Annotated in this window: 14 protein-coding genes; 12 read left to right on the forward strand and 2 right to left on the reverse strand. The window is 71.1% G+C overall.

Features of this window, described 5'->3' with window-relative positions; translation table 11 throughout:
* Window positions 1–52 precede the first annotated feature (52 nt).
* The 9 genes from VFV21_RS12950 to VFV21_RS12990 all read left to right on the forward strand — a co-directional run bounded on the left by VFV21_RS12950 (window position 53) and on the right by VFV21_RS12990 (window position 8,675).
* Window positions 53–685, forward strand: a complete 633-nt coding sequence (locus VFV21_RS12950; RefSeq protein ID WP_329669836.1) for a ParA family protein — start codon at window positions 53–55, stop codon at window positions 683–685.
* A gap of 38 nt (window positions 686–723) precedes the next feature.
* On the forward strand, window positions 724–1,200 hold the full coding sequence (locus tag VFV21_RS12955) for a SixA phosphatase family protein (protein WP_034214042.1): 477 nt from the start codon (window positions 724–726) through the stop codon (window positions 1,198–1,200).
* A 4-nt stretch (window positions 1,201–1,204) separates the two neighbouring features.
* Window positions 1,205–1,777 (forward strand): YceI family protein, encoded by a 573-nt coding sequence (locus VFV21_RS12960; RefSeq protein ID WP_329669837.1) that lies wholly within the window; start codon window positions 1,205–1,207, stop codon window positions 1,775–1,777.
* Window positions 1,774–3,615, forward strand: coding sequence for a phospholipase D family protein (locus tag VFV21_RS12965; RefSeq protein WP_329669838.1), 1,842 nt, complete (start codon window positions 1,774–1,776; stop codon window positions 3,613–3,615). The genes VFV21_RS12960 and VFV21_RS12965 overlap by 4 nt, the downstream gene beginning before the upstream one ends.
* 98 nt (window positions 3,616–3,713) lie before the next feature.
* On the forward strand, window positions 3,714–4,325 hold the full coding sequence (locus tag VFV21_RS12970; RefSeq protein WP_329669839.1) for a YkvA family protein: 612 nt from the start codon (window positions 3,714–3,716) through the stop codon (window positions 4,323–4,325).
* A gap of 11 nt (window positions 4,326–4,336) precedes the next feature.
* A complete protein-coding gene (locus tag VFV21_RS12975; RefSeq protein WP_329669840.1) occupies window positions 4,337–4,765 on the forward strand; it encodes a hotdog fold thioesterase in 429 nt (142 codons plus the stop codon).
* A 65-nt stretch (window positions 4,766–4,830) separates the two neighbouring features.
* Complete coding sequence (locus VFV21_RS12980) at window positions 4,831–5,622, forward strand: lysophospholipid acyltransferase family protein (RefSeq protein WP_329669841.1); 792 nt, start codon at window positions 4,831–4,833, stop codon at window positions 5,620–5,622.
* A 1-nt stretch (window position 5,623) separates the two neighbouring features.
* A complete protein-coding gene (locus VFV21_RS12985; protein ID WP_329669842.1) occupies window positions 5,624–6,643 on the forward strand; it encodes a YheT family hydrolase in 1,020 nt (339 codons plus the stop codon).
* A 13-nt stretch (window positions 6,644–6,656) separates the two neighbouring features.
* Complete coding sequence (locus VFV21_RS12990) at window positions 6,657–8,675, forward strand: tetratricopeptide repeat protein (protein WP_329669843.1); 2,019 nt, start codon at window positions 6,657–6,659, stop codon at window positions 8,673–8,675.
* Here the strand turns inward: VFV21_RS12990 and VFV21_RS12995 are convergent.
* Window positions 8,672–9,466, reverse strand: a complete 795-nt coding sequence (locus VFV21_RS12995) for an undecaprenyl-diphosphate phosphatase (protein WP_329669844.1) — start codon at window positions 9,464–9,466, stop codon at window positions 8,672–8,674. The genes VFV21_RS12990 and VFV21_RS12995 overlap by 4 nt on opposite strands.
* 344 nt (window positions 9,467–9,810) lie before the next feature.
* Between VFV21_RS12995 and glnA the strand changes: the two genes are divergently transcribed.
* Window positions 9,811–11,220 (forward strand): type I glutamate--ammonia ligase, encoded by a 1,410-nt coding sequence (gene glnA, locus VFV21_RS13000; RefSeq protein WP_329669845.1) that lies wholly within the window; start codon window positions 9,811–9,813, stop codon window positions 11,218–11,220.
* 72 nt (window positions 11,221–11,292) lie between these two features.
* On the opposite strand, the gene VFV21_RS13005 is transcribed toward glnA, so the two are convergent.
* Window positions 11,293–12,369 (reverse strand): hypothetical protein, encoded by a 1,077-nt coding sequence (locus tag VFV21_RS13005; RefSeq protein ID WP_329669846.1) that lies wholly within the window; start codon window positions 12,367–12,369, stop codon window positions 11,293–11,295.
* A 310-nt stretch (window positions 12,370–12,679) separates the two neighbouring features.
* On the opposite strand from VFV21_RS13005, the gene VFV21_RS13010 reads away from it, so the two are divergent.
* On the forward strand, window positions 12,680–14,332 hold the full coding sequence (locus VFV21_RS13010) for an endonuclease (RefSeq protein WP_414638589.1): 1,653 nt from the start codon (window positions 12,680–12,682) through the stop codon (window positions 14,330–14,332).
* Between the two features lie 106 nt (window positions 14,333–14,438).
* The gene (locus VFV21_RS13015) at window positions 14,439–15,482 is read left to right on the forward strand and encodes a two-component system sensor histidine kinase NtrB (RefSeq protein WP_329669848.1); all 1,044 of its coding nucleotides are present in this window, start codon (window positions 14,439–14,441) and stop codon (window positions 15,480–15,482) included.

Here is a 15,482-nt window from a genome sequence, read left to right on the forward strand (position 1 = left end):
TCTGCTCGGTTGCGGGTTAGAGTGAGGCCTCTTCCCGATGTGGAGGTCCGGCATGCGTACGATCCTGGTCGCCAGCTCGAAGGGAGGCGCCGGCAAGACGACGGTGTCGACCAACCTCGCCGCCCATTTCGCCGTCGACGGCAAGGCCACCGCCCTCCTCGACGCCGACCGGCAGAAGTCCTCGACCCACTGGTGCGAGAAGCGCGCCGCCCTCGACACCGCCGTGCTGCCGATCGACGGCAGCAAGCGCGGCTGGGACAAGCACATCCCCGATGGCGTCCAGCGCCTCGTGGTGGACGCCCCGGCCGGCGCAATGGGCGAAGACCTCACCGCCTTCCTCGACATCGCCGACGCGGTGATCGTGCCGGTGCTGCCCTCGATGATCGACCTCGAAGCCACCGTGCCTTTCCTGAACTCGCTCGTGCAGCACCCGCGCATCAAGAAGGGCAAGCTGCCGGTCGGCATCGTCGGCAACCGGCTCAAGCCCTGGACCAGCAACTCCCAGCAGGCCCTGGACCAGCTCAAGGCCTGGCCCTACCCGCTGGTGGCCGAGCTGCGCGACACCCAGGCCTACGTGCTGATGGCGGCGCTGGGCAAGTCGGTGTTCGACTACCACTCCGAACAGATCCGCAGCCACCAGGACGACTGGGCGCCGCTGCTGAAGTGGCTCAAGAAGTCACTCTGACCCCGTTCTTCCGGACCCCGCATCAATCAAGGATGGCCATGCGCGAACTGATCCTGCTCCGACACGCCCACGCCGAACCGGCCGCCCCCGGCCAGGACGACTTCGACCGCCCGCTGTCCCTGCAGGGCCAGGCCGAGGCCGAGGCCGCCGGGCGCTGGCTGCGCGACCACGGCTACCTGCCCGACCGCGTCGTCACCTCGCCCGCGCGCCGCGCCCGCGAGACCACCGAGCAGGCCATGGCCGCGCTGGGCTATGTCGAGCTGCGCCAGGAAAAGCGCATCTACGACGCCACCCCGGGCATGCTGATGCAGGTCGCGGATGAACACCGCGATATCGCCCGGGTGCTGCTGGTCGGCCACAACCCCGGCTTCGAACAGCTGGCGGCGCTGCTGAGCTCGGGCCAGTCCGGCGATTTCCGCGGGATGCCCGCCGGCGGCGTGGCCGTGCTGTCCATGCCGGCCGACGCCGACCTCGAGCCCGGCATCGCCCGCCTGGCCGCGTTCTGGTGGCCGTGAGCGGATGACGTGGGCCTGGCTGGGCGCGCTTTGCCTGGCCTGCGCGGTGGGTAAGGCCGCCGCCAGCGGTGCCGCCCGGGAGCAATTCGACCCGACGGCCTCCCGCGCCACCTTCGAAGTCAGCGTGCGGGTGACGGGGCCGGCCACCGGCCGCTTCCGCCGCATCGAGGGCGAACTGACCGAGGACGACCGCGGCCGCTGGCGCGTGCAGGTGCGGGTGGACACCGAGGGCCTGGAGCTGGACGGCCCGGGCTGGATGCTGCGCAGTACCCGCTCGCGCAACTTCCTGGACGTGGAAAACCACCCCGAGATCCGTTTCCGCTCGGCGCCCTTCGCGCGCGGGCTGCTGGCCACCGGCGGGCCCCTGCGCGGCCGGCTCGACCTGCGCGGCGCCTCCCGGGGCGTGACCTTCACGCTGCTGCCGGCCGCCTGCAGCCGCCCCGGCCGGGACTGCGACATCGTGGTCAAGGGCGAGGTCAGCCGCCGCGCCTTCGGCATGACCAGCCAGCGCGTGTGGGTGAAGGACGAAGTGGGCTTCGACTTCCGGGTGAGATTGCGCGACCCTGTCGCCCCATGAGCTCCGCACATCGCCTTCTCACCGCCCTGCTGGTCCTGTTCCTGGCAGGCTGCTCCACCCTGTCCGTGCGCGAACGCCGCGACGCCGCCGACCTGGCCCTGGCCGCCCGCAGCACCGAGGTCGGCTGCCGCGAGGGCGTGGACTGCGCCGTCGACTCGCCGCTGCTGGCGCTCGGCCACGCCGCCGTCGCCGCGTCCACGCCGGAGGCGCCGCGGCACGAGGTGGTGCTGCTCGACCGCGGCCAGGACTCGCTGCTCGCCCGCCTGCACCTGATCCGCGCCGCGCGCGAGAGCATCGAGCTGCAGATGTTCATCTTCGACAAGGACGACAGCGGCGTTCTGGTGCTCGAGGAGCTGCTGGCCGCCGCCCGCCGCGGCGTGAAGGTGCGCGTGCTGCTCGACCAGCTCTACGGCCTGCCCGACCCCAACCTGCAGGCCAGCCTGGCCGGCCACCACGCCAACTTCGAGCTGCGCCTCTACAACCCCACCTTCGACGAAGCCAAGACCCAGAAGCTGCAGTACGCCGCCGGCATCCTGTGCTGCTTCATGAAGTTCAACCAGCGCATGCACACCAAGCTGGTGCTGGTGGACGGCGTGGCCGGCATCACCGGCGGCCGCAACATCCAGGACCGCTATTTCGACTGGGCCGAGGGCTACAACTACCGCGACCGCGACATCCTCGTGATGGGGCCGGTGGCGAAGGCGATGGCGGCGAACTTCGACGCGTTCTGGGGCTACGAGCGCTCGCGCCCGGCCGAGGAGCTCAAGGACGTGGCCGAGCGCCTGCACCGCAACGGCGGCCCGCCGCCGAGCTGGCTGTTCGACCCGGCGCGCCCGCCGCCGCCGCCGCGCGTCACCGCCATGCGCGACGAGGCCGGCGACGGCGCCGCGGTGATGGCGCGGATGGAGCCGCTGCGGCTCGCGGTCGGCCGGGTGGACTTCTTCGCCGACCTGCCCGAGAAGCACGAGGGCGAGCTGCGCGCCGAGGAGGACGCTTCGCTGGCCATGCACGACCTGGTGGAAAGCACGCAGGAGGAACTGGTCATCCAGACGCCCTACCTCGTGCTCTCGCGCGAGGCCCGCAAGGTCTTCCGCGGCCTGCAGAAGCGCGCGGAGAAGCCGGCGGTGTGGGTGTCCACCAACTCGCTGGCCGCCACCGACGCCTTCCCCGTGTACGCGATGAGCCACAAGTACAAGCGCCTGTACCTGCGCGAGCTGGGCTTCCGAATCTTCGAGTACAAGCCCTACCCGACCGACGCGCCGATCAACGTCGCCGCCACCGGCGTGCTGGGCGAGGAGCGGGCCGCGCACCTGCCGATGTTCGGTTCGGGCTCCTCGGGCTCGGCCAGTGGGCCGGTGCCGCTCAAGCGCGCCGGCATCCGGGTCGGCCTGCACGCGAAGTCGCTGGTCGTCGACGGCCGGATCGGCGTGGTGGGCAGCCACAACTTCGACCCGCGCTCGGACAACCTCAACACCGAGTCGATGGTGGTGGTCCATGACAGGGAGTTCGCGGGTGCGCTGCTGGCCAGCATCCGGCGCGACATGACCCCGGAGAACGCCTGGCTGATCGCGCCCCAGGAGAAGCCACCGGTGCTGTCGGGCCTGAACTACAGCCTGGGCAAGATCTCCGAGAAACTGCCGATCTTCGACATCTGGCCCTTCCCCTACGCCACCAGCTTCGAGCTGGTGCCGGGCTGCAACCCGATCCCGCCGGGCCAGCCGGGCTTTTATGACTGCTACGAGGACGTCGGCGCCTTCCCCGAGGTCGACCTGCCGCTCAAGACCGTCTACACCCGCATCCTCACGGCCTTCGGCGCCGGCCTGGTGCCCATCCTCTGAGCCGCGTGGCCGGTGTTGCGCCGGCCTGCGTTCGATTGACGGCGCCTTCGCCCCGGCCTAGGCTGCTTCCTCTTGAAAACCCCGCCGGACACGCCCGCATGCCCCTCGCCATCAGCTTCGAACTCTCCGACCGCGACCTCGAGCACTTCAACCAGGCCCTGGCCAAGGCCCGCGCCTCCGCCGGCAGCAAGACCGCCGACGAGATCATCGCCGCCGCGTCCAAGCTGCTGGTCGAAGCCAACAAGGTCGAGGTCCCGGACTTCATCGCCGAGCGCCTGGACCGGCTCGACGCGCTGATCGCGATGTCGCGCGACGAGGGCTGGCACCTGCCCGAGGAAGACCGCCAGCGCGTGCTGTCGGCCCTGGTCTACTTCGCCGACCCGTCCGACGTGATCCCGGACAGCGTGCCGGTGCTGGGTTACTTCGACGACGCCATCGCCATCGAGATGTGCGTCAAGGAGCTCAAGCACGAGATCGAGGCCTACGACGAGTTCTGCGAATACCGCCAGGGCGAGGCCGAGCGCCGCGGCCTGGATCCGGCCACCGTCGGCCGCGCCGACTGGCTCGAGGCCCGTCGCGACGAGCTGGTGGACCGCATGCACCGTCGCCGCAACCGCCAGGCTGGCGGCAGCGGCTACGGCGACAGTTCCGGCTACGCGCGCAAGGGCTACACCAGCGCCTTCCGCCCGGGCCTGCTGCGCGTCCGCTGAGCCCCGCCGCCATGGCCGGCCCGTTCCGCCACCGGCCGGCCGTGGCCGAACTGAACCGGATGCTCGTGGGCACCGCCCCCGGGCACCTGGGCATCGAGATCACCGAGCTGGGCGAGGATTTCCTGCGCGCCACGATGCCGGTGGATGAACGCACCCGGCAGCCGTTCGGGCTGCTGCACGGCGGCTCCTCGGTGCTGCTGGCCGAAACTCTGGCCAGCCTGGCCGGCTACCTGTGCCTGGACCCGGCGCTGAAGCAGCAGTCGGCCGGCATCGAGATCAACGCCAACCACCTGCGCGCCGTCACCGAAGGCGTGGTCACCGGCACCGCGCGACCGGTCCACCTCGGCCGCGCCACCCAGGTCTGGGAGATCCGCATCGAGGACGCGCAGGGGCGCCTGACCTGCATCTCGCGCATGACCGCGGCGGTGATCGGCGCCTGAGCCGCGCCGCCTGCGTACCGCGGCGTCGGGTGTTTACTCGGCCCGCGTGCGGCACAATGCCGCGCATGTCCACCCACACCGAAACGGCCAAGCCCGCCCAGGACTGGCGCCGCCCGCTGCGCTACCTCTGGCGCGCGCCGCTGCTCAGCCTGCACCTGCTGGTCGGGCTGCCGCTGACCCTGCTGATGATCAACCCGGTCTCGGCGCGGATCGAGCTGCGCGGCGAGCGCCTCGACCACCGCATCATCCGCTGGTGGTCGGGCACGCTGATGCGCATCTTCGGTTTCCGGCTGCGCCGCTACGGCACGCCGCTGCCGGGCGCGGCGCTGTTCGTCGCCAACCACGTCAGCTGGATCGACATCGAGCTGATGCACAGCCAGCGCATGATGGGCTTCGTGGCCAAGGCCGAGATCGCGCGCTGGCCGCTGGTGGGCTGGGTCGCCAGCCGCGGCGGCACCATCTACCACCACCGCGGCAGCAATGACTCGCTGCACGGCGTGATGCACCAGATGGTGCAGCGCCTGGAGCAGGGGCTGGCGGTCGGCGTGTTCCCGGAAGGGCGCACCACCGGCGGCGACGCCATCGGCACCTTCCACGCCCGCATCTTCCAGCCGGCGGTGCTGGCCAACGTGCCGGCGCAGCCGGTGGCGCTGAAGTACGGCGCGCGCGGCGACGCCCAGACCATCGTCGCGTTCGGGCCGCGCGAGAACTTCCTGCAGAACTTCCTGCGCCTGCTCGGCGAGCCGGGCCGCGTGGCTGAAGTGCATTTCCTCGAGCCCGTCGCGGCCAGCGAGGACGGCCGCCGGCGCATGGCCGAGACCTGCCGCGAGCGCATCATCTCGGCCATGGCGGGCTGAGATGGGCAGCGCCTACCGGCCGCCGCGCTGGCTTCGCAACCCGCACGTGCAGTCGGTGCTGAGTTCGATGCCGCTGCGGCGTGCGGCGGGCCTGCGCGAGCTGCGGCGGCTCGGCGCCGAGACCACCGAGCACATCATCACCGTCGAGGACGGCGTGCGGCTGCAGGGCTTCCACACCCGGCTGCCGGCGCGCGAGGCGCCGGCGCAGGGCCTGGTGCTGCTGCTGCACGGCTGGGAAGGCAGCAGCGAGTCGAGCTACATGCGCCACACCGCGGCGCAGCTGCTGGCGCGCGGCTTCGAGGTGTTCCGGCTCAACTTCCGCGACCACGGCGACACCCACCACCTCAACGAAGGCCTGTTCCACTCCTGCCGCCTGGGCGAAGTGGTGCAGGCCGCGGCCGAAGTGTCGCGGCGCTTCCCGGCGCGGCCGATGCTGGCGGCGGGCTACTCGCTGGGCGGCAACTTCGCGCTGCGGCTGGCGCTGGCGGCGCCCGGCGCGGGCATCCCGCTGGTGCACGCCGCGGCGGTGTGCCCGGCCATCGACCCGTCGGCGGTGATGCGCACGCTGGAGTCGGGCCAGCCCTTCTACCACTGGTACTTCATGAAGAAGTGGCGGCGCTCGCTGACGATCAAGCGCGCGCTGTTCCCGCAGCAGCACGACTTCGACGACAGCATCCTGGCCAAGGACATGCGCAGCCTGACGCACTGGCTGGTGGAGCGGCACACGACGATGGCCGGGGTCGAGGAGTACTTCGACGGCTACGCGGTGGCGGGCGAACGCCTGGCCGGGCTGCAGGTGCCGGTCAGCGTGCTGGCCGCGGCCGATGACCCGGTGATCCCGGTGGACGGGTTCCCGCGCCTGGCGCTGCCGTCGCACTCGTCGCTGGAAATCGCCGATTTCGGCGGCCACTGCGGCTTCCTCGAGGGCGCCCACCTGCGGGGCTACGCCGAGCGCTGGGTCGCGGACCGGCTGGCGGCCGCCGCCGCGCCCGCGCGGGCTACAATCGGGGTTTCCGCCTAGAAACCCCGTCCCCATGCTCGATCGCATCAATGCCGCCATGCGCGAAGGCGACTTCGCCGCGGCCCTCGCCACGGCCCGCGAACTCGTCGCCGCCGAACCCGCCAACGCCGATGCCTGGCACCTGCTCGGCATCGCCGCGATGGCCACCGGCCAGTCCGCCGCCGCCCGCGAGGCGCTCGATCGCGCGATCGGGCTAGATCCCGAACAGGCCGCCTTCCACGCCACCCGCGCCGCGCTCGACATGACCGAGGGCAAGCCGACCGATGGCCTGCGCGAGGCGCTGTCGCTCAACCCCAACACGCTCAGCGCCTACATCCTGCAGGTGCATGCGGCGCTGGCCCGCGGCGACCTGCCGGAAGCCCGGCGCCGCCTGCGCCTGGCCCAGCGCGTGGACGCCGGACATCCGCAGGTCTCGATGGCCGAGGGCTACGTGGCCGACGCCAGCGGCGATCGCGACCTGGCCCTGCGCTGCTTCACCGCCGCCGCCACCGCGCGCCCGAACATGGCCTCGGCCCAGCTCGCGCTCGGCCTGGCCTACCTGCAGCGCCAGACCTGGGCCTTCGCCGAACAGGCGCTGTCGAACGCGCTGCGGCTCGATCCGTCGCGCCCGCGCATCGCCCTGCGCGGCCTGGTCGAGGCGCAGCGCCGCCAGGACGACCGCGAGGGCGCCCTGAAGTCGCTGGACGAACTGGTCGAACGCTTCCCCGCCGAGCTCGACGCCATCGTGCTGCGCGCCGACCTGCGCCTGCAGTCGGGTGACCGTGACGGCGCGATCGCCGACCTCGATCACGTGCTCGCGCGCCAGCCGCGCTACATCGCCGCCCTGCGCCGCATGGCGCTGCTGCTGGCCGGCGATGGCCGCGTCCCGGACGCCCGGGCGCTCATCGAAAAAGCCCTGGCCGGTGCGCCCGCCGACCGCGACACCTGGCAGCTGCGCATGAACCTTTGCGGCCCGCTGGGCGAGACGCCGGTGGACGTGCTGCAGCAGTGGCACGCCGCCGACCCGGGCAGTGCCGAGTGCATGGAGCTGATGGCCGATTTCCACCGCAGCCGCGGCGACATCGCCCAGGCCGCGGCCTGGGCCGAGCGCGCGCTGGCCGTCGACGGCAACCTCTTCCACAGCAACATGATCATGCTCGAGGTCGAGCAGGCCCGTGACCTCGACCTCGCCCTGGTGCGCGCCGACCGCCTGCTGGTGCAGCAGGCCGACGTACTGCGCCAGCGGCAGGTCCTGGCCTGGGCCGGCGCGGCGTTGGACCAGGCGGGCCGCTATGCCGAAGCGGCCCTGTGCTGGAAGAACATGCTGCAGCGGGTCTCGCGCCAGTCGCCGCAGGTGCCGCCGCCGTCGGTGGCGCCGGCCGACAGCGTGCCCGAGGGCGGCATCGCCGCCACCCTCGCGTGGGCGCCCGTGGGCGTGCGCGCCGAGGCCGTGCTGATGGCGGCGAAGCAGCAGCTCGGCAACCGCCTCGACCTGGGGCGCGCCAGCGTCGTCGGGCCCGGCGACGGCTTCGGCCTCGTGCGCTTCCCGCCGGGCGACCCGCGCGCCGGCAGCGCCGAAACCTGGACCCAGGCCGTCACCGCCGCGGGCCTGGACCCGGCCACGTTGGTCGACTGGATGCCGCATCTCGATCCCTACACGCTGGCGGCGCTGCGCGGCGCCCGCGTGCTCTGCCTGCTCACCGATCCGCGCGATGCGTTGCTCAACTGGTTCGTGTTCGGCAGCCTGCAGAACTACCTGCCCTCGCCCGACCCGGTGGCCGCCGCCGACTGGCTGGCGCGCACGCTCGACGCGGTGGCCGACCACCGCGATGCGCATCCGGAGCGCGTGGTCTTCGCCCGCCTGGACGGCGATGCCGCCGAGGCGGCCGCGGCCATCGAACAGGCCCTGGGCCTGCCGCAGCCGCTGCCCGGCCTGCACGGTCGCGGCGCGCGGCTACCGTCCGGCCATTGGCGCCATTACCGCGAGGGCTTCGCGGAGGCGTTCGAGCGGCTGGCGCCGGTGGCGGCGCGCCTGGGTTACCCGGCCGCTTAACTGCCGGCCGGCAGGCCCATCAGCAGGGCCACGCCCAGGCCGATGCGGTACCAGGCGAAGGGCCGGAAGCTGTGGGTGGCGATGTAGCCCAGCAGCCAGCGCACGGCCGCGAACCCGGTGAGGGTCGCGGCCGCGAAGGCGATGCCCAGGCTGGCCCAGTCCTCGTCGCCGGTGCCGCCGTCGAGCACGGTTTCCATCAGCGCCCAGCCGCTGGCCGCGAACATGGTGGGGATGCCGACCAGGAACACGAACTCGGCCGCCGCCGGCTTGCGGTTCATGCCCAGCAGCAGCGCCATGAAGATCGCCGCCGCCGAGCGCGAGGTGCCCGGGAACACGCCGGCCAACACCTGCGCCAGGCCCACGGCCACCACCACTTTCCAGGTCAGCGCATCGGACGGCGGTTTGCCCTCCGAAATGCGCTCGGCGATCAGCATCCACACGCCGCCAACCACCAGGGCCCACGCGATCGGCGTCACGGTGTCCGGGAGCTCCCAGCCGAGCAGGCGCACCGGCAGGCCGACGACCGCGGTGACCGCGAAGGCGACCGCGATTTTCAGCGCGTACAGGCGGGTCGCGGCGTCGCCCAACCCGGTCGCCAGCTGCCAGATGCGCTGCCGGTAGACCAGGGTGATGGCCAGGATCGCACCGGCCTGGATGCTGATGTTGAACAGGTCCGAGCGCGCGCCCAGCCAGTGCTGGGCGATCAGCAGGTGGCCGGTGCTGGAGATCGGCAGGAACTCGGTGAGGCCTTCGATGATGCCCAGCAGGAGGGCGGACAGCAGGTCGTTCAAGGGCGATTGGCCGGTGGGTGGGGCGTTGGATGATACGGCGGGTGGCGGGGGTGGCGGGGGTGGCGGGGAGGAAGATGGGGCGAAAGGCGAGGAGGTAGTGGGTAGGAGTTAGGAGGTAGTGGGGGCGCCGGACGCGCGGCTCTTACTACCTCCTAACTCCTAATCACTACCTCCTGAAGCAATCCCCAAAATGTCACGAAGGGCAGGCAAAAATGCACCAAAACGGTGATAACGCATCCGGGGAGAACAGACTAAGTTTTATTAATCAATAAGTTGGGGTAATGCCCGGCTTGGCACGCCCTTTGCAACCCACCAGCCATCCCACCCCACCCGGAGCCACCCGCATGTCGCTCGCCCATATCGAAAAGATGATCAAGGACCACGAGATCGAGTTCGTGGACCTGCGTTTCACCGACCCCCGCGGCGTCCAGCACCACGTCACCTTCCCGGCCACCATCGTCGAGCCCGGCCTGTTCGAGGACGGCAAGATGTTCGACGGCTCGTCGATCTCGGGCTGGCGCGGCATCAACGAGTCGGACATGGTGCTGCTGCCGGATCCGGACACCGCGGTCATCGACCCGTTCACCGCCGACCCGACCCTGATCCTGACCTGCGACGTGCTCGACCCGGCCACGATGCAGGGCTACTCGCGCTGCCCGCGCGGCATCGCCAAGCGCGCCGAGGCCTTCCTCAAGGCCTCCGGTATCGCCGAGCAGGCCTTCTTCGGCCCGGAGCCCGAGTTCTTCATCTTCGACTCGGTGCGCTTCGGCAACGACATGGGCCACACCTTCTTCGAGGTGGATTCCGAAGAGGCCGCGTGGAACAGCAAGAAGAAGTACGAGGGCGGCAACAGCGGCTACCGCCCGGGCGTCAAGGGCGGCTACTTCCCGGTCGCGCCGACCGACCAGCTGCACGACATCCGCGCCGAGATGTGCAAGCTGCTGATGGCCGCCGGCCAGGAAGTGGAAGTGCACCACCACGAAGTGGCCAACGCCGGCCAGTGCGAGATCGGCACCAAGTTCAACTCGCTGGTGAAGAAGTCCGACGAGCTGCAGATGCTCAAGTACATCGTCAAGAACGTCGCGCACCGCAACGGCAAGACCGCCACCTTCATGCCCAAGCCGCTGGTGGGTGACAACGGCAGCGGCATGCACGTGCACCAGAGCCTGGCCAAGGGCGGCGTGAACCTGTTCACCGGCGACGGCTACGGCGGCCTGAGCCAGATCGCGCTGTGGTACATCGGCGGCGTGTTCAAGCACGCGCGCGCCATCAACGCCTTCTCCAACTCGACCACCAACAGCTACAAGCGCCTGGTGCCGGGCTTCGAGGCGCCGGTGATGCTGGCCTACTCGGCCTCGAACCGCTCGGCGTCCTGCCGCATCCCGTACGTGGCCAACCCGAAGGCGCGCCGCATCGAGATCCGCTTCCCGGATCCGATGAACTCCGGCTACCTGATCTTCGCCGCGCTGATGATGGCCGGCCTGGACGGCATCAAGAACAAGATCGACCCGGGCGCGCCGAGCAACAAGGACCTCTACGACCTGCCGCCGGAAGAAGAGAAGAACATCCCGACCGTCTGCCACAGCCTCGACCAGGCGCTGGACGCGCTGGACAAGGACCGCGACTTCCTGAAGGCCGGCGGCGTGATGAGCGACGACTTCATCGACGGCTACATCGCGCTGAAGATGCAGGAAGTGACCAAGTTCCGCGCGGCCACGCATCCGCTTGAGTACCAGATGTACTACGGCATCTGAGTCGCGGCAGTTCGCGTCGCAAGGCCACGGCCCGGGGAAACCCGGGCCGTTTCTTTTGGTGCCGGCCTGGCGTCAGCGGCCCGGCACCCGGCAGCAGCGGCGCACGGCGCTGATCGTCGAATCGGAGGTGCCGCCGTTGCGTACGCGGCAGGAGCCGCCGAGCCGCAAGCTGGAGTATTCCAGCGTCATGGAAGGGCCACTGGTTTCGCAGTCCAGGTTGACCTCCGTGTAGCCCACCGGGCAGGACGGCGAGAAGACCGTGGCGGTCTGGCCCGCGCCGACCGAAATCGTGCCCGCGCCGCCAGACACGCACGACAGCGAGGTCGTGCGCGGCGGTGCGAAGTAACCGACGACGTCGACCACGTAGTGGGATTCGGCGAAGGTGTAGATCGACACATCCAGGGACGATGCCGGGTTGGGCACCTTGCTGATGATGCTGTTGTTGACGATGTCGCCGCCGGCGTAGTTCACGCTCGCGGCAAGTGGCTGCACCGTGCCGTGCGGGAACACCGTGGCGAAACCCGCCTGGGCCGGCCTCGCGGCGGTGACGTTGAGCACGACGGCGCTGGGCACCTCGCCCTGCAGGCCGCAGTTGCCGGCATCGCCGCCCTGGCTGGCGTAACTGGCGGCGCCCGCGACCTCGAAGCTCCGTACCTGGGCGGCGCCGATCACGCCCCCCGCCACCCGGGTATCGACGATGCGGCAGGGCTGGATCGGGTTGTAAACCAGGTCCTCGCCCAGCGCGCCCAGGGCCTGGCCGATGTCCGGGGCCGGGCCTGCGGCGGCGAGGGCATCGATGATTTGTCCGTCGTCCACGCGATGGCCTACGCCACCCAGCGCCGCCAGCGCGCCCTCGAAGGTGTCGCGGCGCATCGCTTCGCGCAGGTTGTCGGCATCGCCCTGCGCGAACGTCGCCGCCATGTGGGCTTGCCACCCGTCCAAGTCGACGCCGTGGACCTCGCTGGCATAGCCGCCCCATGTCGCCACGAAGCGCCGGGCCAGTTCGGCGCGCTCGGCGGGCGTGGCGGCGCCGGTGCCGGCCACCAGGCTCGTGCCGGCCGTGCGCGCCGGGGCTTCCGCCAGAGCGAGTGCCGGGAAGGCGGAGGCGGCAAGCCATGCGGCGACCAGCGCGGCGCGGCGCAAGAACACGGGCGTGTGCGCATTGCGTGGCGACGTGGCGCCTACGGTTGCGGCGGGCTTGCGCCCGGCGGGCGTGGACGAAGAGGACATGCAGGTGGCTTCCGTGGCGAAGGGGGGCTTGCCGGGGCCGGCGAGCGGCGGACACGGCGGCCGGCCAAGCCTAAGTGCCGGCGCCGCGCTTGTCACACGCGCGCGGTCACGACGACCCCGCGGCCGGCATGCGGCGCTGCACCACGCCGGCCGAGAGGGAATCTGTAATATCCGGGTAGGAAACTTCGTACCAACTTCTGGGGAGAAAGCGTACGTGACTATCCGGACCCTGCGGCTTCTGCCGCTGCTCTTGCTGTGCCCGACGCTCGCCCAGGCCGGTGCCTGGATCAACGAGATCCACTACGACAACGCCGGCACCGACACCGGTGAACGCATCGAGGTCGCCGGCGACGCGGGCACCTCGCTCGCCGGCTGGACCCTTCACTTCTACAACGGCGCCGACCGAACGGTGTACGCCACGCGCAGCCTGTCGGGCACGCTGGGTGCTACCTGCGGCGCGTTCGGGTTCGCCAGCGTGGACGGCGCCGGCCTGCAGAACGGTGCGCCCGACGGCGTCGCGCTCACCAACGCGTCCGGCGCGCTGGTGCAGTTCCTGAGCTACGAAGGCAGCTTCAAGGGGGCCAACGGCCCGGCGCGCAACATTACGTCCACGAACATCGGCGTGTCCGAAACCGAGGCCACGCCGGTCGGCCACTCGCTTCAGCTGGGCGGCAGCGGCACCCAGTACGCGAACTTCACCTGGCGCGCGGCCGCGGCCTCCAGCTTCGGCACCTGCAACGTCGCGCAGACCTTCCCGGTGCCGGACCTGGCGCCGACCGTCACCGCGACCTCGCCGGCCGACGGCAGCGGCTCGGTCGCGCTGGACGCCAACCTGTCGATCACGTTCTCCGAGCCGGTGACGCTGGCCAGCGGCGCGGTGCTGCTGGCCTGCGACAGCGGCGGCAGCGTCGCGGTCGCCACCAGCGGCGGCCCGACCCAGTTCACGGTGGACCCGCAGACCAGCCTGCCGGGCCTCTCGGACTGCATCGCCGACGTCGTCGCCAGCCGCGTCACCGACCGCGACGGCACGCCGACGCCGATGGCCGCGAACTACAGCTTCGTCTTCACCACGGCCGCGGTGCCGGGCCTGGACTATTACTCGGGCGTGAGCACGACTAGCGCCTCCGCCATGCGCAGCAGCCTGCACGCGCTGATCGACGACCACCAGCGCTTCCCGTACACCTCCACGGCCACCGACACCTGGGACGTCCTGGAGTACGCCGACGAAGACCCGACCAACCCGGGCCGCATCCTCGACGTGTACCGCAACGCCAGCTACGCGAAGTCGGCCGGCGGCAACACCGAGTACAACCGCGAGCACACCTGGCCCAAGAGCTACGGCTTCACCAACGACGGCAGCGGCAACTACCCGTACACCGACACGCACATGCTGTTCCTGTCGGATTCGGGCTACAACAGCTCGCGCGGCAACAAGCCCTATGCCGATTGCCTCAGCAACTGCGTCGAGAAGGTGACGGTGGCCAACGCCGGCGCGGGCGGCGGCAGCGGCGTGTTCCCGGGCAACTCGAACTGGTACGACACCACGTACTGGCAGACCTGGGGCGACCGCAAGGGCGACGTCGCGCGCGCGCTGCTGTACATGGACGTGCGCTACGAGGGCGGCACCCACGGCGTCACCGGCGTGGCCGAGCCGAACCTGATCCTCACCGACGACCCCGGCCTGATCCAGGCCTCCAGCAGCAACCTCAGCGTCGCCTACATGGGCCGCCTGGCCGACCTGCTGCGCTGGCACGCCGAGGATCCGGTGGACGAGAAGGAAATCCTGCGCAACGAAGCGGTCTACACCTACCAGGGCAACCGCAACCCGTTCATCGACCACCCGGAGTGGGTGGCCTGCGTGTTCCAGGGCGTCTGCCCCTGAACCCGCGCGCGGCGGGTGGCCACGGGCCGCCTGCCGCGCAACCGCCGGGCGCCGCCGTCGAGACCCGTTCTCGCGGCCGGCGCGACGTCTGCACTATCCTGCGGCGATGCCCGACGCCCCGCCGCCCGCGCCGCCCACCCTCGACAGCCTGGCCACGCCCGTGGCCTGGCTCGACGCCGAGGGTCGGGTGCTGGGCTGCAATCCCGCCTTCGCGAGCTGGCTGGGTGTCAGCGCGCGGCGTCTGGTGGGCATGGCATTCCCCGAGTTCGACGCCGAGGGCGACCGCGTGGCCGGCCTGCTGCCGCGGCTGCTGCCCACTGGCGAGCCGCTCCGGGTGCGCCGCGCACGCCTGGCTTTTCCCGGCAACGCCGAGCGCTTCGCCGATGTCTGGCTGGCGCGTACCGAGGACGGCGGCCTCCGCCTCGAGGCGCATCCCGCCGATGAATTCCCGGGCGAGGACCCCGCCACCGCGCTGCCCGCCGCTCTCTCCGCCGCGCTGAAAGGCCTGGCGCACGAGATCCGCAACCCGCTCGCCGGCATGAAGGGCGCCGCGCAATTGCTCGGCCGTCGCGTCGAGAGCGACGACGCGCGCGAGCTGGTCGACCTGATCGGCAGCGAAGTCGATCGCCTCGCCGCGCTGGTCGATCGCCTGCTCAATCCGGCGCCGCCGCGCGATTTCGAGCCCACCAACATCCACGCCGTGCTCGAGCGCGTGCGCGCGCTGGCCGAGACGGAGGCCGGCTGGTCGGTGAAGCTGGTGCGCGACTTCGATCCTTCGCTGCCCGAATTCCCCGGCGACGCCGACCGCCTGTCGCAGGCGCTGTGGAACCTGGTGCGCAACGCGCTCGAATCCGGCGCCTCGCAGGTGTGGCTGCGCACGCGCGCCGAGCACCACGTGCTGATCGGCGACACCGCGCACCGCCTCGCGGTGCGCGTGGAGATCGCCGACGACGGCCGCGGCGTGCCCGACGACCTGGCCGAGCGCATCTTCCTGCCGCTGGTCAGCGGCCGCGCCGAAGGCAGCGGCCTCGGCCTGCCGCTGGCCCAGCAGGTGGCGCGCGAACACCGCGGCTCGCTCGGCTACCGCTCGCGCCCGGGCCACACCGTATTCACCCTGCTGCTGCCGGTCCCTGACGCCGGCGAAGACTGA

Source organism: Arenimonas sp., from assembly GCF_036275555.1.
Lineage (GTDB): Bacteria > Pseudomonadota > Gammaproteobacteria > Xanthomonadales > Xanthomonadaceae > Arenimonas.

What these genes read in the sequence shown, in the direction of transcription:
- VFV21_RS12950 (WP_329669836.1), top strand. Translation starts at nt 53, where the DNA reads ATGCGTACGATCCTGGTCGCCAGCTCGAAGGGAGGCGCCGGCAAGACG.
- VFV21_RS12955 (WP_034214042.1), top strand. Translation starts at nt 724, where the DNA reads ATGCGCGAACTGATCCTGCTCCGACACGCCCACGCCGAACCGGCCGCC.
- VFV21_RS12960 (WP_329669837.1), top strand. Translation starts at nt 1,205, where the DNA reads ATGACGTGGGCCTGGCTGGGCGCGCTTTGCCTGGCCTGCGCGGTGGGT.
- VFV21_RS12965 (WP_329669838.1), top strand. Translation starts at nt 1,774, where the DNA reads ATGAGCTCCGCACATCGCCTTCTCACCGCCCTGCTGGTCCTGTTCCTG.
- VFV21_RS12970 (WP_329669839.1), top strand. Translation starts at nt 3,714, where the DNA reads ATGCCCCTCGCCATCAGCTTCGAACTCTCCGACCGCGACCTCGAGCAC.
- VFV21_RS12975 (WP_329669840.1), top strand. Translation starts at nt 4,337, where the DNA reads ATGGCCGGCCCGTTCCGCCACCGGCCGGCCGTGGCCGAACTGAACCGG.
- VFV21_RS12980 (WP_329669841.1), top strand. Translation starts at nt 4,831, where the DNA reads ATGTCCACCCACACCGAAACGGCCAAGCCCGCCCAGGACTGGCGCCGC.
- VFV21_RS12985 (WP_329669842.1), top strand. Translation starts at nt 5,624, where the DNA reads ATGGGCAGCGCCTACCGGCCGCCGCGCTGGCTTCGCAACCCGCACGTG.
- VFV21_RS12990 (WP_329669843.1), top strand. Translation starts at nt 6,657, where the DNA reads ATGCTCGATCGCATCAATGCCGCCATGCGCGAAGGCGACTTCGCCGCG.
- glnA (WP_329669845.1), top strand. Translation starts at nt 9,811, where the DNA reads ATGTCGCTCGCCCATATCGAAAAGATGATCAAGGACCACGAGATCGAG.
- VFV21_RS13015 (WP_329669848.1), top strand. Translation starts at nt 14,439, where the DNA reads ATGCCCGACGCCCCGCCGCCCGCGCCGCCCACCCTCGACAGCCTGGCC.